22 protein-coding genes are annotated in these 23469 nt (G+C 62.8%); 20 read left to right on the forward strand and 2 right to left on the reverse strand.

The genetic code is table 11. The features are described 5' to 3' along the window. The first annotated feature begins 87 nt into the window (after positions 1-87). The 6 genes from cysG to G8E03_RS08960 are packed head-to-tail and all read left to right on the forward strand — an operon-like array spanning position 88 to position 5428. Entirely contained in the window at positions 88-1494 is a 1407-nt protein-coding gene (gene cysG / locus G8E03_RS08935; protein ID WP_166190813.1) for a siroheme synthase CysG, read from the forward strand. 1 nt (position 1495) lies between these two features. Beyond that, entirely contained in the window at positions 1496-1807 is a 312-nt protein-coding gene (locus G8E03_RS08940) for a DUF2849 domain-containing protein (protein WP_166190815.1), read from the forward strand. Positions 1808-1810: 3 nt separating this feature from the next. Continuing rightward, positions 1811-3466 carry a nitrite/sulfite reductase gene (locus G8E03_RS08945; protein ID WP_166190817.1) on the forward strand — a complete coding sequence of 552 codons (1656 nt, stop codon included), beginning with the start codon at positions 1811-1813 and terminating at the stop codon, positions 3464-3466. Next, positions 3456-4208, forward strand: coding sequence for a phosphoadenylyl-sulfate reductase (locus G8E03_RS08950; RefSeq protein WP_166190819.1), 753 nt, complete (start codon positions 3456-3458; stop codon positions 4206-4208). Before G8E03_RS08945 ends, G8E03_RS08950 begins: the two co-directional genes overlap by 11 nt. Then, positions 4205-4606 (forward strand): DUF934 domain-containing protein, encoded by a 402-nt coding sequence (locus tag G8E03_RS08955; protein ID WP_166190821.1) that lies wholly within the window; start codon positions 4205-4207, stop codon positions 4604-4606. Before G8E03_RS08950 ends, G8E03_RS08955 begins: the two co-directional genes overlap by 4 nt. Positions 4607-4627: 21 nt before the next feature. Beyond that, complete coding sequence (locus tag G8E03_RS08960; protein WP_166190823.1) at positions 4628-5428, forward strand: ferredoxin--NADP reductase; 801 nt, start codon at positions 4628-4630, stop codon at positions 5426-5428. 106 nt (positions 5429-5534) lie between these two features. Here the strand turns inward: G8E03_RS08960 and pepN are convergent, their stop codons facing one another. Next, on the reverse strand, positions 5535-8054 hold the full coding sequence (gene pepN, locus G8E03_RS08965; protein WP_166190825.1) for an aminopeptidase N: 2520 nt from the start codon (positions 8052-8054) through the stop codon (positions 5535-5537). 157 nt (positions 8055-8211) lie between these two features. On the opposite strand from pepN, the gene G8E03_RS08970 reads away from it, so the two are divergent. Beyond that, positions 8212-10434, forward strand: a complete 2223-nt coding sequence (locus G8E03_RS08970; protein ID WP_166190828.1) for a malate synthase G — start codon at positions 8212-8214, stop codon at positions 10432-10434. 66 nt (positions 10435-10500) lie between these two features. Next, the gene (locus tag G8E03_RS08975; protein WP_166190830.1) at positions 10501-10929 is read left to right on the forward strand and encodes a GlcG/HbpS family heme-binding protein; all 429 of its coding nucleotides are present in this window, start codon (positions 10501-10503) and stop codon (positions 10927-10929) included. Between the two features lie 60 nt (positions 10930-10989). Here the strand turns inward: G8E03_RS08975 and G8E03_RS08980 are convergent, their stop codons facing one another. Continuing rightward, on the reverse strand, positions 10990-11328 hold the full coding sequence (locus G8E03_RS08980; protein WP_166190832.1) for an MliC family protein: 339 nt from the start codon (positions 11326-11328) through the stop codon (positions 10990-10992). 144 nt (positions 11329-11472) lie between these two features. On the opposite strand from G8E03_RS08980, the gene G8E03_RS08985 reads away from it, so the two are divergent. The 12 genes from G8E03_RS08985 (at position 11473) to G8E03_RS09040 (ending at position 23446) form a co-directional block, all read left to right on the forward strand. Beyond that, complete coding sequence (locus G8E03_RS08985; RefSeq protein WP_166190834.1) at positions 11473-11874, forward strand: RidA family protein; 402 nt, start codon at positions 11473-11475, stop codon at positions 11872-11874. 101 nt (positions 11875-11975) lie between these two features. Next, positions 11976-12728, forward strand: a complete 753-nt coding sequence (locus tag G8E03_RS08990; RefSeq protein WP_166190836.1) for a gamma-glutamyl-gamma-aminobutyrate hydrolase family protein — start codon at positions 11976-11978, stop codon at positions 12726-12728. A gap of 13 nt (positions 12729-12741) precedes the next feature. Beyond that, on the forward strand, positions 12742-14115 hold the full coding sequence (locus G8E03_RS08995) for a hypothetical protein (RefSeq protein WP_166190838.1): 1374 nt from the start codon (positions 12742-12744) through the stop codon (positions 14113-14115). A gap of 310 nt (positions 14116-14425) precedes the next feature. Next, complete coding sequence (locus G8E03_RS09000) at positions 14426-15427, forward strand: DctP family TRAP transporter solute-binding subunit (RefSeq protein WP_166190840.1); 1002 nt, start codon at positions 14426-14428, stop codon at positions 15425-15427. A gap of 142 nt (positions 15428-15569) precedes the next feature. Further along, positions 15570-16271, forward strand: coding sequence for a TRAP transporter small permease (locus tag G8E03_RS09005; RefSeq protein ID WP_166190842.1), 702 nt, complete (start codon positions 15570-15572; stop codon positions 16269-16271). After that, positions 16271-17668 (forward strand): TRAP transporter large permease, encoded by a 1398-nt coding sequence (locus G8E03_RS09010; RefSeq protein WP_166190844.1) that lies wholly within the window; start codon positions 16271-16273, stop codon positions 17666-17668. Before G8E03_RS09005 ends, G8E03_RS09010 begins: the two co-directional genes overlap by 1 nt. A gap of 229 nt (positions 17669-17897) precedes the next feature. Beyond that, complete coding sequence (locus G8E03_RS09015) at positions 17898-18641, forward strand: IclR family transcriptional regulator (protein WP_166190847.1); 744 nt, start codon at positions 17898-17900, stop codon at positions 18639-18641. Further along, complete coding sequence (locus tag G8E03_RS09020) at positions 18638-19411, forward strand: enoyl-CoA hydratase/isomerase family protein (RefSeq protein ID WP_166190849.1); 774 nt, start codon at positions 18638-18640, stop codon at positions 19409-19411. The genes G8E03_RS09015 and G8E03_RS09020 overlap by 4 nt, the downstream gene beginning before the upstream one ends. A 32-nt stretch (positions 19412-19443) precedes the next feature. Beyond that, positions 19444-21030, forward strand: a complete 1587-nt coding sequence (locus G8E03_RS09025) for an acyl-CoA mutase large subunit family protein (protein ID WP_166190851.1) — start codon at positions 19444-19446, stop codon at positions 21028-21030. A gap of 4 nt (positions 21031-21034) precedes the next feature. Next, entirely contained in the window at positions 21035-21430 is a 396-nt protein-coding gene (locus tag G8E03_RS09030; protein ID WP_166190853.1) for a cobalamin B12-binding domain-containing protein, read from the forward strand. Beyond that, the gene (locus tag G8E03_RS09035; RefSeq protein ID WP_166190855.1) at positions 21427-22572 is read left to right on the forward strand and encodes a CaiB/BaiF CoA transferase family protein; all 1146 of its coding nucleotides are present in this window, start codon (positions 21427-21429) and stop codon (positions 22570-22572) included. Before G8E03_RS09030 ends, G8E03_RS09035 begins: the two co-directional genes overlap by 4 nt. Continuing rightward, the gene (locus tag G8E03_RS09040; protein WP_166190857.1) at positions 22565-23446 is read left to right on the forward strand and encodes an ArgK/MeaB family GTPase; all 882 of its coding nucleotides are present in this window, start codon (positions 22565-22567) and stop codon (positions 23444-23446) included. The genes G8E03_RS09035 and G8E03_RS09040 overlap by 8 nt, the downstream gene beginning before the upstream one ends. The last annotated feature ends 23 nt before the right edge of the window (positions 23447-23469 follow it).

Genomic DNA, 23469 nt, shown 5'->3' on the forward strand with positions numbered 1-23469 from the left:
CATATACCCTGAATCTTGGAATTATGTTCTAAGCTGCCATGTGGAGTCAAAGCCAAGCAGGCCAAGCAGATCACGCAGGAGAGAGCGATGCGCCATTTCCCGATCTTTCTGAATCTCGCCGGACGCAATGTGGTCGTTTCGGGCGCGGGGGAGTGTGCGCTGGCGAAGTTGCGGCTGATCCTCAAAACCGAAGCGAACGTAACCGTCTATGGCACAGATCCGCATCCTAAGCTGCGTGAGCTTGCGACGGACGGTAAGCTGACTCTGATCGAACGCCCAATCGCGGAGGGGGACGCGATTGACGCGGCCTTACTCTACGGTGCGAACGAGGATGCGGTCGAGGATGCGCGCGCCGCCGAGATCGGGCGTCACGCCGGGGCTCTCATCAACATCGTCGATAACCTTCAGGACAGCCAGTTCATCACACCCGCCATAGTGGACCGCGATCCCGTGACCGTCGCCATCGGGACCGAGGGCGCGGCACCCGTGCTGGCCCGGGACATCAAGCGCCGGGTGGAGGAGATGCTGCCCGCCAATCTGGGCACCTTGGCCCGAATCGGACAGGCCTTTCGCCCTGTCGCCGACGCTTTGCCCATGGGCAGCATTCGCCGGGCCTTCTGGTCCGCCTTTTATTTCGACCGTGGTCCCCGCGCGCTGAGCCAAGGGCAGGCTGCGGTGCGTGAGGAACTGGACGACCTGTTGAACGAAACCCTGAACGGGCAGGCCACCGTCGGTCACGTCGCCCTGATCGGTGCGGGTCCGGGTGATCCCGAATTGCTGACCATGAAGGCTCGCCGCCTGCTGCACGAGGCGGATGTCGTCGTCACCGATCGTCTGGTCGGGGCGGGCATACTGGAGCTTGCCCGGCGCGAAGCGGAGATTGTCGAGGTCGGCAAGACCGGCTTCGGTCCGTCGTGGAAGCAGGAAGACATCAACGCCCTGATCGTTGCCAAGGCCGCCGAGGGTCATAAGGTCGCCCGTCTCAAGGGCGGCGACGTGGCGATCTTCGCCCGGTTGGACGAGGAGATCGAGGCGCTCGACGCGCACGGTCTGAGCTGGGAAATCGTTCCGGGCATCACCACCGCCTCTGCCGCGGCTGCATCGCTGGGGCAGAGCCTGACCAAGCGGGGCCGCAACAAGTCCTTCCGCATCGTCACCGGCCACGATGTCGATGGCTTCGCCGAGCAGGACTGGCGCGATCTGGCCCGCGAAGGGGCCACCGCCGCAATCTATATGGGGCGCAAGGCCAGCACCTTCCTGCGGGGACGCCTGTTGATGTACGGCGCGCCCGAGAACACCCCGATCACCGCGATCGAAAATGTCAGTCGCCCCAACCAGCGCGTTCTGCCCAGCACCCTGATCGACCTGCCTGACATGCTGTCGCGTGAGGGCGTGAATGGCCCCGTGATCCTGATGCTGGGCCTGACTCCCCGCGCGGCCGAGGCCGCGATCCCGACCCTGCAATCCCCGCAATTCCAGAAAGTGGAGGCATAAAATGGCCAAGGCCTTCAAACCCCAAATCGTAACCGCGAACGACCTGCTGTTGGGCGACGTGATCTATCTGACCGCCGAGGGCGGCTGGACACGCGACCACGCCAACGCCCAGGTCGCCCAGAACGCGGAGCAGGCTGAGGCGATGCTCGCCACCGCCGCCGCACAACAGCTCAAGATCGTGGGGCCGTATCTGGCCGAAGCCACGCTTGACGCGAACGGCACCCCCGGTCCCGTCCATTTCAGAGAGGCGTTTCGCACCCGCGGCCCCTCCAACTACAGCCACGGCAAGCAAGCCGAAGCCGCAGAGGCCTGATCCATGTACGATTACACCGATTTCGACCGCGAATTCGTCAACACCCGCGTGCAGGAGTTTCGCGGCCAGGTGGCGCGTCGCCTCGACGGCTCGATGACCGAGGATGAGTTCAAGCCGCTGCGCCTGATGAACGGTCTGTACCTGCAATTGCACGCCTACATGCTGCGCGTAGCGATCCCCTATGGCACGCTGAACAGTGGCCAGATGCGCCAGTTGGCGATGATCGCGGACAAGTGGGACAAGGGCTATGGCCACTTCACCACACGCCAGAACATCCAGTACAACTGGCCCAAGCTGATGGACGTGCCCGACATGCTGCAAGCGTTGGCGGATGTGTCGATGCACGCGATACAGACCTCGGGCAACACCATCCGCAACGTTACCGCCGATCATTTCGCAGGGGCCGCCGCGGATGAGATCGAGGATCCACGCCCGACCGCAGAATTGGTGCGTCAATGGTCCACGGATCATCCGGAATTCCAGTTCCTGCCACGCAAGTTCAAGGTGGCCGTGACCGGCTCCTCCAATGATCGCGCCGTGGTCAAGGCACACGATATCGGCCTGCGCATGGTGCGCGACGCGGACGGGGCGCCCGGTTATGAGGTGATCGTGGGCGGCGGTCTGGGCCGCACGCCGATGATCGGCAAGGTGCTGCGCGACTACCTGCCAAAGGCCGACCTGCTGCCCTATCTCGAAGCGGTCATGCAGGTCTATAACCTGCACGGACGCCGCGATAACAAGTACAAGGCGCGCATCAAGATCCTCGTCCACGAAGAGTCTCTTGAAGTCATGCAGTCCCGCGTTGCCGAAGTGTTCGAGCGTATCCGCGACGATTTCGTCGTGCCGCAGGATCTGATCGACCATATCGAAACCGGCTTCCAGCCGCCCGCCTACAAAACCGCCGACATCGCGCCGGTGCTGGACGGCGCGTTGCGCAGCTTCATCGACACCAACACCGTGGCGCACAAGAATCCCGATTACGCCATCGTCACGATCTCGCTCAAGGGGATCGGGGAAACGCCGGGTGATGCGACCTCGGACCAGATGCGCGTGATGGCCAATCTGGCCGAGAAATACGGTCATGATGAGCTGCGCATCAGCCATGAGCAGAACGTCGTCCTGCCGCACGTGCATCGCGGCGACCTGCCGGCCGTGTTCGCGGCGCTGAAGGATGCGGGTCTGGCGACAGCGAATGTCGGCCTCGTCTCTGACATCATCGCGTGCCCCGGCATGGACTATTGCGCGTTGGCGACGGCGCGCTCGATCCCGGTCGCGCAGCAGATTTCCACGGCCTTCGCGGATATCGACGCGCAGCGCGACATCGGTCCGCTCAAGATCAAGATCTCGGGATGCATCAACGCCTGCGGGCATCACCATGTCGGCCATATCGGCATTCTGGGGCTGGATCGGGCAGGGGTCGAAAACTACCAGATCACCCTTGGCGGCGACGGCACCGAGACGGCAACCATCGGCGAAAGGGCCGGACCCGGCTTCGCATATGATGAGATTGTTCCGGCGGTCGAGCGCCTGATCAAGGCCTATCTGGACCTGCGCACGGACCCTGAGGAGACGTTCCTGGAGGCATATCGCCGGGTCGGGATGGGTCCGTTCAAGGTGGCGCTCTACCCCGAAAAGCAGGAGAGGGCGAATGCGGCCTGAACAGGATTTCGCAACCGTAGGCGAACGCGTCGCGGCGCTGAACGACCGCTTCCGGCACCATGCCGCTGGCGCCGTCCTGCGTGAGGCGCTGAACGCCAAGGAGACCGGCCGTGTCGCTCTCGTCTCATCCTTTGGAGCGGAGAGCGTGGTGCTGCTGCATCTTGCCGCCGTGGTAAATCCCGATATCCCGGTGCTGTTTATAGATACCGAGATGCTGTTTCCCGAAACACTGGATTATCAACACGACGTCGCGAAGTCGCTGGGTCTGACAAACGTTCAGATCATTCGCGCCAGCCGCACCCAGCTCGCCGCGCAGGATCCTGACGGCACGCTGCACCAGCGCGATACCGATGCGTGCTGCGCCCTGCGCAAAACCATCCCGCTGGAGGCCGCGCTGACGCCCTATGATGCGTGGATCACGGGGCGTAAGCGGTTCCAGTCCGGCACTCGCGCGGCGTTGGAGTTCTTCGAAGCGGAGGGCGATCAGCGCATCAAGATCAACCCCCTGGCCCATTGGGGCCCGTCGGACGTGCAGGACTATCTGTGGAACAACAAGCTGCCCCGACATCCGCTGGTCGCGCAGGGCTATCCCTCCCTAGGCTGTGCGCCGTGCACCTCGAAGGTAAAGGAAGGTGAAGATCCCCGCGCAGGCCGTTGGCGTGGCGAGGAAAAAGAAGAATGCGGCATCCACTTCATCGACGGAAAGATGGTGCGTGGGCCCATCAAGGAGACAGTAGAATGAGCGTGATCGTGACCGATGCAGGGTTCGGCCCTGACGGCTTCAACGCGGGGTTTGCCGCGCCGGGTGAGCAATCTGGCGGGCAGGGTGTCGATCTGCCGAACGACGCGGATGTGGTGGCGGTTTTCGACACGATCAAGGACGCTCCGCTGATCCGCATTCCTTTCCCGTCCAGCGCGGACGGACGCGGATTTACCATTGCTGCGCGCCTTCGCGATTTGGGATACCGTGGTAAGTTGCGCGCGCAGGGGCATGTTATTGCAGAACAATATAGAAAGGCGCGTGGCGTCGGCTTTGATGAGGTCGAGATTGACGATGCGCTCGCCGCGCGCCAGCCCGCGCCACAGTGGAGCCCGGTTCAAACGCTTCGCTACCAATCGAAATTCCGCCGCTCCGCCTGATCGGTTCTCAAGGACAGACCCATGACGATTCAACAGCCCGTAAACGCCCCCGTGCGCCCTGATGCGCAGATTGTTACCGAAGTAACGCATTGGACCGATAGACTTTTTTCGTTCCGGGTGACGCGACCGGCCTCCTTGCGGTTCCGCTCGGGTGAGTTCGTGATGATCGGACTGCTCAAGGAGGACGGCAAGCCACTTCTGCGCGCCTATTCCATCGCCTCCCCCAGTTGGGATGAGACGCTGGAGTTCTATTCGATCAAGGTGCCGGATGGACCGCTGACCTCGAAACTGCAGAATATTTCCGTTGGGGATCAAGTGATTGTACGGCCCAAGCCGGTCGGGACGCTCGTGACCGACGCGCTGCTGCCGGGCAAGCGATTGTGGCTGCTGGCGACCGGCACGGGCATAGCCCCGTTTGCCTCCCTGATCCGTGACCCTGATATTTACGAGCGTTATGAGCAGGTTATCCTGACGCATACATGTCGTACGGTTGAGGAGCTGACCTATGGCCAGCGTCTGGTGGAGGGTCTGCCCGAGGATCCTCTGGTGGGTGAGCAGGCTATGGACAAGCTGCACTACTTCGCCACCGTTACTCAGGAAAAGTTTGTAAACAAAGGCAGAATTACCGATCTGATGCGCTCTGGCGAATTGTTTGAAGCGCTCGGCACCGGGCCGCTGAACCCGGCAGAAGACCGTGTGATGATCTGCGGATCAATGGGCCTCAACCTCGATGTGAAGACCATTCTGGAGGAGGCGAGCTTCACCGAAGGTTCCAATTCCGCGCCGGCCGATTTCGTGGTCGAGAAGGCCTTTGTCGGCTAGAGCATCCTCGTACTGCGTTCGGACAGTGGTGAAGGGGCGGAGGGAAACCTTCCGCCCCCTTGCGGTCGTGCGAACATCCCAGTCCTACGTTTGCGCTCGGAGCCAGCTATGCCCGCGCTCGCATCCGACCGACCATCTCCCCTGTATCGCGGCTCAACCCATCGGCGCTGGCGATGCGTTCGAGTTGATCGAGGATCAGCTTTTGCCGCCCTTCGTCGTAGCGCCGCCACGTCTCGAACGCGGCTGACATGCGCGCGGCCAGCATCGGGTTGCGCTTGTCCACTTTCAGCAGCCAGTCCGCCAGCCAGACATAACCGGCCCCGTCGGCGCGGTGAAACGCGGCGGTGTTGCTGATCAGCCCGCCAACCAGCGCACGGAACCGGTTCGGCACGGTCCATGTGAAATCTTCGTGGTTCTGGAGTCGCTGCGCCACGTCCAGCGCCTCATGTGCCGGGGCGAGGCTGGTCTGCATGGCGAACCACTTGTCGATGACCAGATCGGTGCCGGACCATTCGGCGTGGAATGCGGCCAGCTCCGCCTCCGCCTGTCCGGCGCGGATCAGGGGTGCCAGTGCGGCGAGGCGGTCCGTCATGTTCGACGCCTGCGCCAGCGCCTCGCGCGCCAGATCGGTTTCGCGGCGGGCGGCGAGCGACAGCAGGCGGTTTGCCAGCGCCCGTTGCCCCGGCGCCTGACCATCGGGCGAATAGTCCCCGGTGGGTCGGATCGCGCGCGAGATGCGCATCGCGTCCGCGCCCAGACGTGAGGTCAGTGCTTCCTCAAGCGATTGATGCCGCACATGCACCAGATCGGGATCGACGGTTTCATCGCGTAAGGCGATCTCCTGCGCGATACCCTCCTGCGTGGGCAGGCTGAGGATCAATGCCCGCAGGGCCGGGTCCAGCGTCTGGTCATTCAGAACCGCGCACACGCCGTCCAGCCAGGGTGCCGGGTCGCCATCGCCTGCCAGTACGTCGAGCGCGAGGGTGCGCCCCGCCTCCCACCGGTTGAACGCATCCGTATCACGGGCCAGCCGCACGCCCGCATCGCCCGGCTGGCCCTTCTGCTCCAGGATCACGGGGGCGGAGAAGCCGCGCAGCACGGAGGGGACGGTGCGGGCGGCAGTCTTGACCCGTACTTCCTGCTCGGCCTCACTCAACAGGAACATGCCGTTCGCGACTTCGCCCTTATCGTCGAGCAGGCCCCAGCGGATAGGGATCGGCACCGGTTGCTTGTCCGGCTGACCGGGGGTCGGCGGGGTGGTCTGGCGAAAGGTCAGGATCGTCTCCCCCTCCTCGAACCGATCCTCGACCGTCAGGCGGGGCGTTCCGGCCTGATGGTACCAGCGGCGGAACTGGGACAGGTCGTGGCCCGTCGCATCCTGAAACACACTCAGCCAATCCTCGATCGTGCAGGCCTGCCCGTCGTGGCGTTCGAAATAGAGCTTTAGCGCCGCGTCGTAGGCATCCTGCCCGACAATCTCACGCAGCATGCGGATCAGCTCCGCCCCCTTTTCATAGACGGTGGCGGTGTAGAAATTGTTGATCTCGACATAGCTTTCAGGCCGCACGGGATGGGCGAGGGGGCCTGCATCCTCGCGGAACTGCCCGGCGCGCAGGCGCAGCACGTCCTCGATGCGCTTGACCGGGGCCGATCGCATATCGGCGGAGAAGCATTGATCGCGAAAGACGGTCAATCCCTCCTTGAGGGACAGCTGGAACCAGTCGCGGCAGGTGATGCGGTTGCCGGTCCAGTTGTGGAAATACTCATGCGCGATGACGCTTTCCACACCGTCGAAATCGGCGTCCGTGGCGGTTTCGGGGCTGGCCAGCACGTATTTGGAGTTGAAGACGTTGAGGCCCTTGTTCTCCATCGCGCCGGCATTGAAATCGTCCACCGCGACGATCTGAAACAGGTCGAGGTCGTATTCCAGTCCGTAGGTGTCCTCATCCCATTTCATCGCGCGTTTGAGCGCATCCATAGCGTAGGCGCAGCGCCCCCGATCGCCATCGCGCACCCAGATTTTAAGCGTGACATCGCGGCCGGACATGGTGGTGAAGCTGTCCTCGACACTGCGCAGATCGCCCGCGACCAGCGCGAACAGATAGCTGGGCTTGCGCCAGGGGTCGTGCCACTCAGCCCAGCCGGGACCACTGCCGGTCAGGTCGCCATTGGACAGCAACACCGGCATGTCGCCTTCGATGCGTACGGTGTAGACGGCCATCACGTCAGGACGGTCGGGGAAGTAGGTGATGCGGCGAAAGCCTTCGGCCTCGCATTGCGTGATGAAGAGGTCGCGGCGGTGATACAGCCCCTCCAGCGTCGTGTTGCGGGCGGGGTCGATCCGGGTTTCCGCAACCCATGTGAACGGACCGTCGGGCAGGTCGGCGGCGGCGACGGTCAGGCCGTCCTCATCGCATATGGGGGTAACGGGCACCCCGTCGATCGTGGCGCTGAGCAGGTCGAGGTCCACACCGTCCAGCCGCAGGTCGCCGGTGCCCACGCCGAACGCGATCTCGGCCCGCACGCGGGTGGCCTCCGGATCCAGATGGAATGTCAGGTGCACCGTGCTGACCGGATGCGAGAACGGCTTATAATCTTCGAGGCGGATGACGGATTGTCGGCTCATACATGGTCCCCCTGAGCGGTTCGGCCCTATGGTGGGCGCGCGTCGGGGGAAGTGCAAGCGGTCGGCCTATTCCACCATGCGAAATCGAATTCCACCGATATTGCGTTGTGTGCCCCACGCGCTATCTGTTCGGAAACATCCCAGAGGAGAGACGGCCATGACAGACCGGATAGCGATCGAAGGCCTGCACGTCGCGCAGGAGATGAAGGATTTCATCAGCACGCAGGCCCTGCCGGGCACCGGTGTCGATGAGGACGCATTCTGGAAGGGATTGTCCGACCTGATCCACGATATGGGTCCGCGCAACCGCGAATTGCTGGCGATCCGGCGTCAGATGCAGGACAAGATCGACGCTTGGCATATCGAGCATCGCGGTCAACCGCATGATGCGCAGGCCTACAAAGATTTCCTGCGCGAAATCGGCTATCTGGTCCCCGAGGGGGAACCCTTCACCATCGAGACGCGCGATGTGGACCCTGAAATTGCCAGCACACCCGGCCCGCAATTGGTCGTGCCGGTGATGAACGCCCGCTATGCGCTGAACGCGGTCAATGCACGGTGGGGCAGCCTGTACGACGCACTTTACGGTACAGACGCGCTGGGCGATCTGCCCACCGGCAAGGGCTATGACGCGGAGCGTGGCGCGCGGGTGATCGCCCGTGCGAAATCGTTTCTGGATGAGGTGGCACCGCTGTTCTCCGGCTCGCACGCGGATGTTGCGGGCTACCGCGTGACCGATCGCGGGCTGGAGGCGGAGATCCTCAATGACGAGGATACGCGCGGCACCGAAACCATGCAGAGCCGCGAGGTCCCCTCCGCCGGGAAACCGCCCAAGGTGTTCAATGGGATGCTGCTGGCCAGCCCGGAACAGTTCGCCGGGTGGCGCGGCGACAGGGACGCGCCCAGCGCGATCCTGCTGCGCAACAACAACCTGCATATCGAAATCCAGATCAACCGCGACAGCCGGATCGGCGGGTCGGACAAGGCGGGCGTCGCGGACGTTCTGCTGGAATCCGCGATCTCGACCATCATGGATTGCGAGGATTCCGTCGCCGCCGTCGATGCCGAGGACAAGGTTCTGGCCTGGGGCAACTGGCTGGGTCTGATGAAGGGCGATTTGCAGGAGGAGGTGACAAAGGACGGTCAGACCTTCATTCGCAAGATGAACCCCGACCGGACATATGAGAGTACGGACGGCACATTATCGCTGAAGGGGCGCAGTCTGATGCTGGTGCGCAATGTCGGCCATCTGATGACCAATCCCGCCGTGCTGGATCGCGACGGAAACGAAGCTGGGGAGGGGCTGCTGGATGCGATGGTCACGACGCTGTGCGCGATGCATGATTTGCAACGCGACGGCGGCAACTCGGTCTGCGGCTCGGTCTATGTTGTAAAGCCCAAGATGCACGGCCCCGATGAGGTCGCCTTCACCGATGAGATATTCGATCGGGTGGAGGATGTTCTGGGCCTGCCCCGTCACACCGTAAAGCTGGGCATTATGGATGAGGAGCGGCGCACCTCGGTCAACCTTGCGGAATGCATACGTGCCGCCAAACATCGCGTGGCGTTCATCAACACCGGCTTTCTCGACCGGACGGGCGATGAGATGCACACCTCGATGGAGGCTGGGCCGATGATGCGCAAGGGTGACATCAAGTCGACCCCCTGGATCAAGGCCTATGAGGATCGCAACGTCGATATCGGACTGGCCGCTGGCCTGAAGGGTCGCGCGCAGATCGGCAAGGGTATGTGGGCGATGCCCGATCTGATGGCCGATATGCTGGAGCAGAAGATCGGCCACCTGAAGGCGGGCGCGACCTGCGCCTGGGTGCCGTCGCCCACGGCTGCGACCCTGCACGCGACGCATTACCACCAGATCAACGTGCTGGACCGTCAGGATGAGATTGCAGCAGGCGGCCCGCGCGCAACGCTCGACGATTTGCTGACCTATCCCGTGGCGGACGGCCAGAACTGGTCCGAGGAAGACGTTCGGGCAGAGTTAGAGAACAACGCCCAGGGGATCCTGGGCTACGTGGTGCGCTGGGTCGATCACGGGGTCGGCTGTTCCAAGGTGCCCGACATCAACGATGTCGGCCTGATGGAGGATCGCGCGACTTGCCGCATTTCCTCGCAACACATGGCGAACTGGCTGCACCACGGCGTCGTGACCCACGATCAGGTGGAGGAAGTGCTGCAACGCATGGCTGCGAAGGTCGATGTCCAGAACGCCGGCGATCCCGACTACATCCCCATGGCCCCCGGCTTCGACACCATCGCCTACAAGGCGGCGCAGGACTTGATCTACAAGGGGACGGAGCAGCCCTCGGGCTATACCGAACCGGTGCTTCACCGCCGCAGGCTGGAACTGAAGGCATCCTGAGCCATTCACTTTCCCCAAATATCCCCGGCGGAGGCATCCCTCCGGCGCATCTTCAAAGGACGTTCGATGTCTGAAATCAGCCACCGCAAGGCCCGCAGCATCATCGCCAAGACCCTCGCCAAGGGACGCGAGATGAACCTCAAACCCCTGTCCGTCGTGGTGCTGGATGCCGGCGGGCACGTGAAGGCGTTCGAGCGTGAGGACGGCGCCGCCCCCGGCAGGTTCGATATCGCGCGGGGAAAGGCATTCGGTGCGGTGATGCTGGGCATGGGCGGTCAGGCGCAGATGGCGCGGGCGGAACAGCAGGCTTACTTCATGGCGGCGGTCAACGGCGTCTATGACGGCAAAGTGGTGCCGGTTCCGGGTGGCATTCTGGTGCTGGACAAGAAAGACGCGGTCATCGGCGCGGTAGGCGTGACCGGCGACAGCTCGGACAACGATCAACTGGCAGGTATGGCCGGGATCGAGGCCGCGGGGCTGACCGGACAGCCTTAGGTTCAGAAATCCGCGGACGGCTGCATTCGGGATGAGTCGGCGCGGATTGACTTTGTGACATCAGTCTTCGTTTGCCTCGCAGGGCAAAGGAGCCATACGGGTGTGCAGGTTCGTCAGCGTGCCTTCATTGCCCTTGCTCCACCATTCCCATTCGCCTGAAACATAGCGCACGCCCGATCCGGCGATCACGGCCACGAACAGCCGTTCGGAGCCGTGCGGGGAAAGAAGTGCAAGGCTTTGGTCGGTGTCGGTGATGTAGCGAACCGACAGATCGCGCTCGTCAGTACAGGTATGGTCGACCACAATGGTTTCAGTTTGCGCGCCGAGCGGCAGGCTCAGCGATATTTCCGCCTGTGCGGGAACGGCAAGGGTCAGGGCGAGCAGTGTTGTTCGGATCATCGTTAGGCCTGTCGGGATAGAAGCGATCAGGTTCGGGGTCGGTATCCGTTTCGCTTGCCGGGGTTGTAGGGGGGGTATAGGTCGCATCACACAGGATGGTCCTGCGGTGCGCACCGAATTTGCGCCCAAGTTACGGAGCATATGATGACGCGACAACTCTTCTCGCAAGGGTCCGAATACGAGAATTCCATCGGCTACAGCCGCGCCGTGCGGCACGGACGCTGGGTCTTCGTTTCGGGCACCACCGGGTTTGACTATGCGACCATGGAAATCTCGGACGATATGGCGGTGCAGACCGATCAGGCGATGCGCAACATCAACACGGCCCTGTCAGCGGTCGGCGCATCCATGGCGGATGTTGCGCGTGTCACCTATATCGTGCCGAACCGCGATCTGTTCGAGCAGAGCCACGAGGTGCTGCATACTTGGCTGGGCAACGTGCGACCCGCCGCGACGATGTTCGTGGCCGAGCTTCTGGACCCGCGCATGTTGATCGAGATTGAGGTGACGGCCCGCGTTGCCAACGGTGGCAAGCGCAAGAAGTAAGAGCCTGCGGCGCGGATATTTGCGGAAAGTGAAAACCGGGGCGTGGACGAAGCGCAACTGTGCGGGCATACTGCGATGCAGCACACGATTCAGGAGCGACCATGTCCCGTCCCGTTATCGGTATCATCGGCAATCAGCACCAGATCAACGATCAGTATCAGGTGCAGGCTGTCGGCACGATGAATATCACCGCAATCGTTGAGGTATGCGACGCGATTCCCATGATGCTGCCAGCCGATCCAGCAATGATCGGGGTCGCGGACGCCATACAGGTCTGTGATGGATTCGTGTTTCCGGGAGCGCGTCCCAATGTGCACCCCGAGGAATACGGTCATGCGGAGACGGAGGCCCACGGCACGTTCGATCGCGCGCGCGATGCGCTGGCGCTCCCCCTGATCCGCGAATGCGTGGCGCGGGGCGTTCCCGTGCTGGGACTTTGCCGTGGCTTTCAGGAAATGGCGGTGGCTTTCGGATCGACGTTGCATCCGGAAATCCGCGACATTCCCGGACGTTTGAACCACCGTATGCCCCCCGATGGCACGATGGAGGAGAAGTTCGCGCTGCGTCATTGGGTGACGTTGACCCCCGATGGGCCGTTCGCACGGTTGTTCGGTGCGCCAGAAGTCTTGACCAATACGCTGCACGGGCAGGGGATCGAGGACCCGGGCAGTCGCGTCATAGTCGATGGTCGCGCGCCCGACGGAACCGCCGAGGCGATCTATATCGAGGGTGCGCCCGGTTTCGCGATGGGGGTGCAGTGGCACCCTGAATACAAGGCGGGTGAGGATATGGTCTCCCGCCCCTTGTTCGAAGCATTCGGGCGGGCTGCCGCCGGTTTGCGTCGCGCCGCCTGATTCCACGTCGAATATGGCACGTAGAAAGCGGCTTTCCCCGCCGCCCGTCTGGCTTGCGCCGGTTCTGGGCGGGTTCCTGATCCTGTTGACGGCCCTCGGTGCGGTGATGCCAGCAGTCCCACTGTCCACGGGTGAGGCGGCCGAATGGCGGCGCGCATTGGGTGGGCCGTTCTTGCCGCTCGACGCACCGCCACTGGGCAGTTGGATTCTGCGGATCGCATTGTTCGTGGGCGGTGACATGCTGGCATCGCTGCGACTTTCGTCACTGGCGATGCTGGCCGTATTGCTGGGATGTCTGGCGCCGCGCGGCCGCATGGCCCTGATCGCCGGTCTGTCGTCGCCGTTGGTCTGGTGGCTGGTTTTGTCGGGGCTGAATGCGAGCGTCTTGCTGGCCGCAGCCGCCCCCTTTGCCCTGTTGCTGGAGCGGGCCGCCGCCCCCCGCCCGAAGCGGGAGAAGACGCCGCCCCTGCGTCCCTGGCTCTGGCTGGGACTGTCCGGGGCGGTCCTGTTGCATGCGCAACCACTGTTGATTGGTGCCATGCTGGTGCTGTTCGCGCTGCTGATCTGGCGCGGGGTGGCGTGGCGCGGGCCGGTGCTGGCACTGGGCGTAATCGCGGTGCTGGCCTTGCCGTTCGTGATCTGGTCCGCGGCGACGGCGGGGGCGCCTTTGCTGGGTGCGCTGCCGGTGCGCGGATCGTCCGCATGGTGGGAACTGGCGCTGGCGGTGCTGGCGCTGGGCCCTCTGCTGCTGGGCGGATTGCGCGGCTCCACCGATGCGCTGGGCCTGTGGATCTGGAGCGTGATTGCGCTGGGCATCGCGTTGGCTTTGCTGGAGCGGGGATCGCCGTTGTTGACGGCGGTGCTGGTTGCCCCTCTGGCTCTGAGGCAAGCCGGAAGCGCGCTGCGTGGCTGGCGGCTGATCGCGCTGGGCGGGGTTGGCGCCCCGGTCGGTGCGATGTTGCTGGCGGCCTCGATGATGTATGCGGCGTTCGGGGAGGGATTGCCCGCGATCACGGACCCCCATGCAGCCCGTCGGGCGGATGCGGCATTTTGCGAGGACGTCCTGCTGACGATGGAAGAAGAAGGCGCCGTGTCGCTGATCGGAGCGTCTCGCGCACCCCTGTTGCCTTGCGCGTGGCGGGGTGGGCTACGCGATACGCCTGTCATCGGCATGACGACCGATGGACCACTGCCACTACGCGTGGCGCAAGGTCCCCTGGCGGTGGAGGGCGACGGCGTGCTGGTGGCTTTCTGGCCGGATGATGGGCTTGCCATGGCCTCGCAATTTGCGAATCGGCGAAAACTGGGTGCGCGTTCCGTCCCGGATCATGCGGGCAGCGAACGGCGATACACGCTGTGGCTGGTGCGTGACTGGACCGGCGGGTAACGGGGGATGGCCAAGAAAGTACTGACAGAGCCCCGTGACCGAATGAAAGGCGCAAACCTGCCAAAAAACGGGATGCGCCTCATATGCGGGAGGACGATATGGTGTTCGGCGTGGTGCCATACCGCTCGCGCGCGCGTGATGCGTATTCCGATAACCGGGCACGGTGTCAACGGCAAAAAGTTGCACCGAAGGCTGTATGATCTGTTGACGAGGACCCTTGCAATGGTGCCCGATTGCGCCATGAGCCCTGCGGGGTTCGGAAGCATGGCGCGGGACGCGTCGGCATACATATGTATCTGGGAGAATGACCATGAAACTTCTTATGACTGCCGCGATGTTCGCGGCGACCGCATTGACCGCTCTGCCTGCGCTGGCCAGCTGCGAAGAGGGTGAGTTGGTCATCAAGTTCAGTCACGTCACTAACACCGACCGTCACCCCAAGGGCATCGCCGCCACCGAACTGGCCGAGCGTGTGAACGCCGAGATGGACGGAACCGCCTGCATGGAAGTCTTCCCCAACAGCCAGCTCTATACCGATGAGCAGGTTCTGGAGGCGATGTTGCAGGGCGACGTTCAGATGGCCGCGCCGTCGCTGTCGCTGTTCGAGAGCTTTACCCGCCAGTACCGGATCTTCGATCTGCCGTTCATGTTCAACAACATCTCCGCCGTGGATGAATTCCAGAACTCCGATGCCGGTCAGGCAATGAAGGAAGTCATGATCCGTCGCGGCATCCGTGGCCTGGAATTCTGGCACAACGGCATGAAGCAGATGTCCGCGAACATCCCGCTGGAGCTGCCGACCGATGCGTCCGGCCTCAAATTCCGCGTCCAGCCCTCTGAAGTGCTCGTCGCGCAGATGGAGGCACTGGACGCCTCGCCGCAGCCTATGGCCTTCGCGGAAGTTTACGGCGCGTTGCAGACCGGCGTTGTCGATGGTCAGGAGAACACCTGGTCCAACATCTACGGTCAGAAGTTCTTCGAGGTGCAGGACGGCATCACCGAAACCAACCACGGCGTGATCGACTATCTGGTCGTGACGTCCGAGGATTGGTGGCAGGGCCTGGATGCGGACGTGCGCGATCAGCTCGCGACCATCCTGAACGAGGTCACTGTTTCTCGGAACGCCGCATCCGAGGCCGTGAATCAGGAGGCCCGTCAGGCCATCATCGATGCCGGCGGCACCGTGCGCAGCCTGACGCCCGAGCAGCGGACCGCATGGGTCGATGCGATGAAGCCGGTGTGGGAGCAGTTCGTGGCCGATGTCGGTCAGGAAAACATTGATGCCGCACAGGAAATCAACTCCCGCCACTGATGCGGGGAGCCACGCGCCCGTCGCGTGGTTCTGACGAAGCGGGAGCGGTTCTGACGGGCCGCTCCCGTTATCTTGCCTTGTGGACTCGCCTGTCGTGGCGGCATCCCGGTCTATCGAAAGCCGGTCTATCGAAAGGATGAGCATGAACAGCGTGGCCCCCCCGCATCGCGGACGTCTAGGCGGCTTTTTCGGTGCGTTTGAAGAAAACGTCATTGCCCTGATCCTCGCCCTGATGACGGCGATGACATTCCTCAACGTCGTGCTGCGATACGGATTCTCGTCTTCGATCCTTTGGGGGCCGGAGGTGGTGGAGTATCTCTTTGCCTGGCTGGTTCTGTTTGGCATGAGCTATTGCGTGAAGATCACGGCGCATCTGGGCGTCGATGCGCTGACATCCCTGTTGCCGGCTCGCGGCCAGCGGATCACGGCGTTGATCGCCGCCATGTTCTGTCTGATCTATGCTGGGTTGCTGATGAAGGGCGCGTGGGATTACTGGGCGCCGTTCGCGAACCTGGATCAGACGACCGGCCGCTGGTTCCCCACGGGGCTGGACGAAAACACGCGCGAAAACGGCTGGTACGAGACGCGGTTCGTTCCGATGCCCGACCTGCTGCGGTTCGTCGAGGGATGGTTGCTGTATGACGGCGATCCGCCCTTTCAGAAACTGCCGCGCGCCATCCCGTATCTGATCCTGCCTCTGGGCGTCGCCCTGCTGTTGTTCCGCCTGATCCAGGCGACCATCGCCATCGTTCGCGGCACTTCGTCGAGCCTGATCGTCAGTCATGAGGCTGAAGAAGCCGTAGAGCAAGCGGCGGACAAACTGGCCCGCGAGGAGCGTACATAATGGAAGTCGTCGTCCTGTTTCTGTGCGTCATCACATTGCTGGCTATCGGTGTGCCGATTGCGGTCGCCTTGGGCCTGTCCTCGATCCTGTTTCTGCTGGTCTTGGGGGACACGTCGCTCGCCTCGATCGCGCAATCCCTGTTTCAGGCGATGGCGGGGCATTCGACATTGCTGGCGATCCCGTTCTTCATCCTGGCATCATCGTTCATGTCCACCGGAGGCGTGGCGCAGCGGATCATTCGGTTTTCCATTGCATGTGTCGGTCATATGCGCGGCGGGCTGGCCATCGCGGGGGTTCTGGCCTGCATGATCTTCGCGGCGCTGTCAGGGTCGTCGCCCGCGACGGTGGTCGCCATCGGTTCCATCGTCATCGCCGCCATGCAGAAGGTCGGCTACACCAAGGAATTCGCCGCCGGCGTGATCTGCAATGCGGGAACGCTGGGCATTCTGATCCCTCCTTCCATCGTGATGGTGGTCTATGCCTCCGCGACGGATGTGTCGGTGGGGCGGATGTTCCTGGCGGGCGTGATCCCGGGCCTGTTGGCTGGTACCATGCTGATGATCGCGATCTACGTCGTGGCCCGTATCAAGGACATGCCGAAGGGTGAGTGGAACGGCTGGAGCGAGATATGGAACAGTTTCGTCGATGCGTTCTGGGGCCTGTTGCTGATCGTCATCATCATGGTGGGCATCTACGGGATTCCCGGATTTACCGGCGCGATCTTCACCCCGACGGAGGCCGCCGCCGTGGCCGCGGTCTATGCATTCCTGGTCGCGTGCTTCATTTATCGCGACATGGGGCCGCTGGCCGAGACTGAGGACGGACAGCCGCGTTCGTCCGTGATGCGCAAGCCGCAGACGTTGCTGACATCGTTCGTTCACGCCGACACGCGGCGCGTTCTGCTGGATGCGGGCAAGCTGACCATTACGCTGATGTTCATCATCGCCAACGCCATGATCCTCAAGCACGTGCTGACCGACGAGCAGATCCCGCAACGGATCTCGGAATCCATGTTGAGCATGGGGTTGGGTCCGATCACCTTCCTGATCATGGTCAACGTGATCCTGCTGATCGGCGGTCAGTTCATGGAGCCGTCGGGCCTGCTGGTGATCGTGGCACCGCTGGTGTTCCCGATTGCCATCGAACTGGGTATTGACCCGATCCATCTGGGGATCATCATGGTCGTGAACATGGAGATCGGAATGATTACCCCTCCGGTGGGATTGAACCTGTTCGTCACGTCCGGCGTCGCCCGCATGCCGATGATGGGGGTGGTCAAGGCCGCGTTGCCGTTCCTGCTGGTTCTGTTCGTCTTTCTGATCATCGTCACATATGTGCCGTGGATTTCCACCTGGCTGCCCACATCGCGCATGGGGCCGGAGATCATCACGAACTGAGGCTTTCGACCTCGACGAAAAGGGGGGCGGTCGCGCATGCGGCCGCCCTTTTTCGTTTGCGTGCAATCGCAGCTTTCTGAGCGTTGCCAAGCCCGCGGCAGAATCGAGATTTCGATTTTCTGTTCACGATCTGACCCGCATCACCGGGGGTGCTGCCTGTGGCTGTCGCATCGCCGCCGGATCTTTTTAATTTGACTCGATTCGATATATCGAAGAATGTTTCTTTATTATGAATTTTACCGATGCATCAAGCACCCGATCCGTACGCCTCTTTGAAGCCTTCGCCGCCGTTGGGGCGCCGCAGTCCCTCAGCGAGATTTCCGACTTGCTGGCGACGCCGCTCAGCACCTGCCACGGTTTGGTGAAGGCGCTTCAGAATGGCGGGTATCTCTATTCGAACAACGTGTCCCGGCGGCACTATCCCACCCGGCGGCTCCTGCAGATCGCGGAGACGATTGCCGCCAACGATCCGGTTCTGAAATATTTCGACGCTCACATGGCGGAGCTTCGCGATACGACGGAGGAGACCGTGATCCTGGGCACCTTGCAAAAGGATGCGGTCGTCTACCTGAATGTCGTCGAGAGCCCGCACTCCATCCGCTACAGCGCGCGGCCCGGCGATATGAAGCCGCTCCATTCGAGCGCTCTCGGCAAGCTGATGCTGGGCGAATCCGAGAAGAAGGTGCGGGAGAGTTTCCTGAAAACCCTGCCGCTCGACGCGGTCACGCAAAACACGCTGACCACGCCCGACGTTCTGCGCAGGGACCTCGAACAGTCGCGCGACAGGGGATTTTACATGACGCGCGGCGAGAACGTCTCGGAGGTTCTGGCGATGGCCGCCCCCGTGCGCATCGGAGGGGAGATTTACGGCATCGTCGTCGCCGGTCCGATCGGACGCATGGAAAGCAAGCAGGCCGAAATCGAGGATGCGCTGACAACGGCCGGCAACCGCATCAGTGGAGATTTCGGATGAAGCATCCTGTCGTTACCAGCCTGACCGATGGCGTCCTGCGGATCTGCATTGATCGCCCGGAAAAGCGCAACGCGCTGAGCATGGCGACACTGGATGCAATCGCGGCCGCGTTCGACGAGGCAGCCGTGCATGATGACCTCAGGGTCGCGGTCCTTACCGGGGCTGGGGACAAGAGTTTTGCTGCAGGCGGCGATCTGAAGGAGCTTTCCGCCGTCAAGGGTGAGGAGGCGGCGATTGCCATGGCCACCCACGCGAAGAAGGCGCTCACCGCCGTGCGCAACTTCCCCTTGCCGGTGGTCGCAGCGCTCAATGGTGATGCGTTGGGGGGCGGGGCGGAGCTGGCCCTGGCCTGTGACATGCGGGTCGCTGCTTCCCATGCGCGGATCGGGTTCATTCAGGGAAAACTCGGCATCACGTCCGCCTGGGGCGGTGGTGCGGACCTGATGCGGCTGGTCGGAACGGGCTACGCTTTGCAGATGATGACCCGAATGGAAGTTCTGGACCCGGCGCAGGCCACCCGCATGGGCCTCTACAATGCCACGGCTGAGGATGGCGTATCGCTGGACGATGCGCTTGAGGCGTTCGTGGCACCGATGCGCGGACAATCGCCGCATGTGATGCGATCCTTCAAGGCGATGGCCCTGCACCTGCGCCGCAACGACCGCGCCGAGATGGACCGGCTGGAAACCGCGAATTTCGGTTTCGCCTGGGCGCACCCCGATCATGACAGGGCCGTGGACCGGCTGTTGAACAAAATGAAGCCCGCATGACTGCGGCAGTACAAACGGGAAGCGACAAGACAATGTCCGATCACCTATCGCATACGCCCTCGGGCATCGAAGTGCCGATCACCGTAACGGCCGAGATGGTCGGGAACCTGTCCGAAGGAAAACCGGGGCAGTTCCCGTTCACACGGGGCATCTTCGAGAACGGATACCGGGGCAGGCTCTGGACGATCCGGCAATATTCCGGGTTCGGCACGGCGGAATCCACGAACGAACGCTACCGGTTCCTGCTGGATCGCGGGCAGACCGGCCTGTCGGTCGCGCTCGATCTGCCGACGCAGTGCGGCTATGACCCGGATCACGAGATGGCCATGTCCGAGATCGGCAAGGTTGGCGTATCCCTGTCGACCCTGGCGGAGGCGGAGATCCTGTTTGACCAGATCGACCTTTCGAAAATCTCGACCTCTTTTACCATCAACGGCACCGCTGCGATCATTTATGCGATGTACCTCGCCGTGGCCGACAAGAAGGGCGTTCCGCGCGCGCAGCTGACCGGCACGATCCAGAACGACATCCTGAAGGAATATGTGGCCCGGGGCACATGGATTTTCCCGGTGCGCCCCTCCATGCGGCTTATCGCGGATTCGGTGCTCTACGCCAACGAGCAGACACCGCGCTTCAACCCGATTTCCATCGCGGGTGCGCATGTGCGCGACGCCGGCTCAACAGCGGCGGAGGAGATGGCCTACACCCTGGCGAACGGGCTTGCCTATGTTGACGAGTTCAACCGGCGTGGTGGAGATATCGAGAAGTTCGCCAAACGTCTCAGCTTCTTCTTCTACGTGCACATGGATCTTTTTGAAGAGGTCGCAAAGTTCCGCGCCGGACGCAGGATGTGGGCGAAGATGCTGGCCGAACGCTACGGCGTTACCGATCAGAAGGCTTTGCAGTTCCGCTTTGGCGTGGTGTGCGGGGGGTCTTCGCTGACGGCGGCGCAGCCCATGAACAACGTCGTCCGCGTCGGGGTTGAGACGATGGCGGCGGTGATGGGCGGGGCGCAGTCGATCTTTACCTGCGCCTTCGACGAGGCCTACCAGATCCCCACGGAGACGAGCGCCGAGATCGCCTTGCGCACGCAGCAGATCATCGCCGAGGAAAGCGGGGTGGCGCGCACCGTCGATCCGCTGGGCGGAAGCTATTACGTCGAGTGGCTGACCGATCAGATGGAAGAGATGATCGGTGAGATCATGGATGAGCTCGACGAATATGGCGGCGTCGTGAAGGCCATCGAGGACGGCTATCTGCAAGCCAAGGTCGCCGAGCGCGCGAAGGAGCGCAAGCAGGCGACGGACAGCGGCGCGCGCCCTGTGGTGGGCGTCAACGTCGGCACCCGCGCGCGCAACGAAAGCGACAAGGGTGAGATGTTCAGCCAGGACCCCGAGACGGTGAAGCAGGTTCTGGCAAAGCACGCGGCGACGCTCGAACGCCGCGACCAGGCTGCGGTGGACCGAGCGCTCGCCGCGCTGAGCGCCGCCGCCGCGACCGATACCGAAAACGTCATGCCGCATCTCGTCGAGTGCTGCCACGCCTACGCCACCGTCGGAGAGATGGTCGCATCGCTCAAGAAGGAATGGGGCGAATTCCAGGAACCCATAAGGTTTTGACATCATGACACTTGAAAAGAAACGCATCCTGATCGCCAAACCCGGCCTCGACGGTCACGACGTCGGTGCGAAGGTCATCGCGCTGGCTCTGCGCGACGCGGGGGCGGAGGTGATCTATACCGGATTGCGGCGCAGCCCGGAACAGATCGTGCGCATCGCCGTGGACGAGGATGTCGATATGTTGGGGCTGTCGATCCTGTCCGGCAGTCACAAGGAGCTTGCGGCATCCGTCATCGAGCGGTTGCGCATCGAGGACGCGGCCGACATCAAGGTCTTTGTGGGTGGCACGATCCCGGAGGAGGATTTCGAAACCCTTCGCGCCGCAGGGGTACGCGGCATCTATACCAGCGAAATGACCATCGAGTCCGTCATCGCGGAAATCGACAGTCAGCTTTCATGATGGTCGGGCCTCTGAAAGGCAGGACGATCATCGAGATAGGCCACATGCTGGCCGGTCCCTATTGTGGCATGCTTTTGTCCGATCTGGGCGCGCGTGTCATCAAGATCGAGTCGCCGGAGGGGGATATCGGGCGCAATATCGGGCCCCACGATGTGGCGGGACACAACACCTACTTTGCCTCGCTCAATCGCGGCAAGCAAAGCGTGAAACTCGACCTCGCGTCGGATGCGGGCCGGACAGGGCTGGCCAAGCTGGTGGCGCAGGCGGACGGCCTCGTCACCAACCTGCGCCCGGCGGCGATCAAGAAGCTGGGTCTGACATATGACAGCCTGAAGGGGATCAATCCCACGCTCGCCTGTCTGGCGCTGACGGGCTACGGCCTCGAAGGTCCATACGCGGATTCGCCCGCCTATGATTATGTCATACAGGCCATGACCGGCGTCATGCTTCTGACGGGTGACCCGGACGGGCCCCCGGTAAAGCCGGGCTATTCGGCGGTGGACAACTCAGCCGGGGTCATGGGCGCCCTCGGACTGGTTGCCAAGATGTTGGAGGGCCGGGGCGGGCAGGTTGACGTGTCGATGTACGACACGATGATGTCCCAGCTCAATTACCTCGGCAGCAGCTACCTCAACTCGGGCGACAAGTCGGCGCGCATCAAGGATGGCGCGCATCCCTACATCGTGCCCGCGCAGCTGTTTCCGACAAGCGACGGCTACGTCGTGCTTTTCATCACGCATGACAAGTTCTGGAAATTGTTCGCGGAATCCCTGAACGAGGCGGAATGGCTGACCGATCCGCGATTTGCAAAGATGGCCGGCCGATCCGCCAACCGCGATCTGGTCATTCCCGCGATCAGCGCGCGAATGCAGGAAAAGACCGCCGAGGAATGGGTGGAGCAACTTGCGCCTCTCGGGCTGGTCGTGGCCTCGATCCAGAGCTTTCCCGAGGCTCTTGACGGACCGCTTACCGCATCGCGCGACATGGTGATCGAGATCCCCGTGGGCGATGAAAAACTGCGCCTCATCGGCAACGCCATCAAGATCTCGGGTGAGGTGCCGAGCTATCGCGCGCCGCCCCTGCTGGGGGAACACAACGCCGCGCTGCTTGGCGATGACGGGCAGGGGGGCGCAGATGAGTGATGCCCCGCCCCTCGACCGACGCAGGATATCGCGTGCCTTGACGCGCGTCGCTAACGCGCCGGTGGCGGAAGTGCTCGCAGCCATCGGTGACAGCAAGGTCCGACCTGCATTTCGCATCGGCATCACCGGCCCGCCGGGGGGCGGAAAATCGTCGCTGATAAACGCGCTGGTTCAGGAGCGGCTGTCGCCCGGCACCCTGGACACGCTCGCCGTTCTGGCCATCGACCCTTCCAGCCCGGTCAGCGGTGGGGCGATCCTCGGGGACCGGATTCGGATGGATGCCATCGCGGATCTGCCGGGGCTCTATCTGCGCTCCCTGTCCAGCCGGGGCGCGCGCAACGGATTGTGCGACAACGTCGTCGATCTGCTGACGCTGCTGGAGGTTCAGGGCTTCGATGAAATCATCCTCGAAACGGTCGGGGTAGGGCAATCCGAGGTCGCGGTGCATAAGGTCGTCGATACGCTGGTGGTAATCGTTCCCCCGGATGCGGGCGACAGTGTGCAGACGATGAAATCGGGCATTCTGGAAATGGCGGATATCATCGTGGTGACCAAGGCGGACATGTCCGGCGCGCGGCGCATGGCATCGGACCTGTCAGCCGTGCTGAACGAGCGGAGCGGGCGCAGTGTTCCCGTCCTGCAAACGCAGGCTGACGGCCGTGGCGTGGCCGAACTTAACCGCGCGATCGACGCGCACCGAAACAGCATCGTGGAAAAGCGAACTGAGGAAACGACGCGCGAAAGCCGTCGCCGGTATCACTTGCGAGCCCTTGCGGACCGACAGGTGGAAGAAGCGCTGAGAGCGAATCCCGAGATAACAGAGGGAACGCTCAAGGCGTCGTACGACCGATTGCTCGCAGCCTTGCGTGCATAACAAAAAAATAATGGGAGGAGACC

Source organism: Pontivivens nitratireducens (genome assembly GCF_011290545.1).
In the GTDB taxonomy this organism is placed as follows: Bacteria; Pseudomonadota; Alphaproteobacteria; order Rhodobacterales; family Rhodobacteraceae; genus Pontivivens; species Pontivivens nitratireducens.

What these genes read in the sequence shown, in the direction of transcription:
- G8E03_RS09010 (WP_166190844.1), top strand. Translation starts at nt 16,271, where the DNA reads ATGGAAGTCGTCGTCCTGTTTCTGTGCGTCATCACATTGCTGGCTATC.
- G8E03_RS09035 (WP_166190855.1), top strand. Translation starts at nt 21,427, where the DNA reads ATGATGGTCGGGCCTCTGAAAGGCAGGACGATCATCGAGATAGGCCAC.
- G8E03_RS08970 (WP_166190828.1), top strand. Translation starts at nt 8,212, where the DNA reads ATGACAGACCGGATAGCGATCGAAGGCCTGCACGTCGCGCAGGAGATG.
- G8E03_RS09005 (WP_166190842.1), top strand. Translation starts at nt 15,570, where the DNA reads ATGAACAGCGTGGCCCCCCCGCATCGCGGACGTCTAGGCGGCTTTTTC.
- G8E03_RS09025 (WP_166190851.1), top strand. Translation starts at nt 19,444, where the DNA reads ATGTCCGATCACCTATCGCATACGCCCTCGGGCATCGAAGTGCCGATC.
- G8E03_RS08955 (WP_166190821.1), top strand. Translation starts at nt 4,205, where the DNA reads ATGAGCGTGATCGTGACCGATGCAGGGTTCGGCCCTGACGGCTTCAAC.
- G8E03_RS09000 (WP_166190840.1), top strand. Translation starts at nt 14,426, where the DNA reads ATGAAACTTCTTATGACTGCCGCGATGTTCGCGGCGACCGCATTGACC.
- cysG (WP_166190813.1), top strand. Translation starts at nt 88, where the DNA reads ATGCGCCATTTCCCGATCTTTCTGAATCTCGCCGGACGCAATGTGGTC.
- G8E03_RS08940 (WP_166190815.1), top strand. Translation starts at nt 1,496, where the DNA reads ATGGCCAAGGCCTTCAAACCCCAAATCGTAACCGCGAACGACCTGCTG.
- G8E03_RS09015 (WP_166190847.1), top strand. Translation starts at nt 17,898, where the DNA reads ATGAATTTTACCGATGCATCAAGCACCCGATCCGTACGCCTCTTTGAA.
- G8E03_RS08990 (WP_166190836.1), top strand. Translation starts at nt 11,976, where the DNA reads ATGTCCCGTCCCGTTATCGGTATCATCGGCAATCAGCACCAGATCAAC.
- G8E03_RS08945 (WP_166190817.1), top strand. Translation starts at nt 1,811, where the DNA reads ATGTACGATTACACCGATTTCGACCGCGAATTCGTCAACACCCGCGTG.
- pepN (WP_166190825.1), bottom strand. Translation starts at nt 8,054, where the DNA reads ATGAGCCGACAATCCGTCATCCGCCTCGAAGATTATAAGCCGTTCTCG.
- G8E03_RS09030 (WP_166190853.1), top strand. Translation starts at nt 21,035, where the DNA reads ATGACACTTGAAAAGAAACGCATCCTGATCGCCAAACCCGGCCTCGAC.
- G8E03_RS08975 (WP_166190830.1), top strand. Translation starts at nt 10,501, where the DNA reads ATGTCTGAAATCAGCCACCGCAAGGCCCGCAGCATCATCGCCAAGACC.
- G8E03_RS08980 (WP_166190832.1), bottom strand. Translation starts at nt 11,328, where the DNA reads ATGATCCGAACAACACTGCTCGCCCTGACCCTTGCCGTTCCCGCACAG.
- G8E03_RS08950 (WP_166190819.1), top strand. Translation starts at nt 3,456, where the DNA reads ATGCGGCCTGAACAGGATTTCGCAACCGTAGGCGAACGCGTCGCGGCG.
- G8E03_RS08985 (WP_166190834.1), top strand. Translation starts at nt 11,473, where the DNA reads ATGACGCGACAACTCTTCTCGCAAGGGTCCGAATACGAGAATTCCATC.
- G8E03_RS08995 (WP_166190838.1), top strand. Translation starts at nt 12,742, where the DNA reads ATGGCACGTAGAAAGCGGCTTTCCCCGCCGCCCGTCTGGCTTGCGCCG.
- G8E03_RS08960 (WP_166190823.1), top strand. Translation starts at nt 4,628, where the DNA reads ATGACGATTCAACAGCCCGTAAACGCCCCCGTGCGCCCTGATGCGCAG.
- G8E03_RS09020 (WP_166190849.1), top strand. Translation starts at nt 18,638, where the DNA reads ATGAAGCATCCTGTCGTTACCAGCCTGACCGATGGCGTCCTGCGGATC.
- G8E03_RS09040 (WP_166190857.1), top strand. Translation starts at nt 22,565, where the DNA reads ATGAGTGATGCCCCGCCCCTCGACCGACGCAGGATATCGCGTGCCTTG.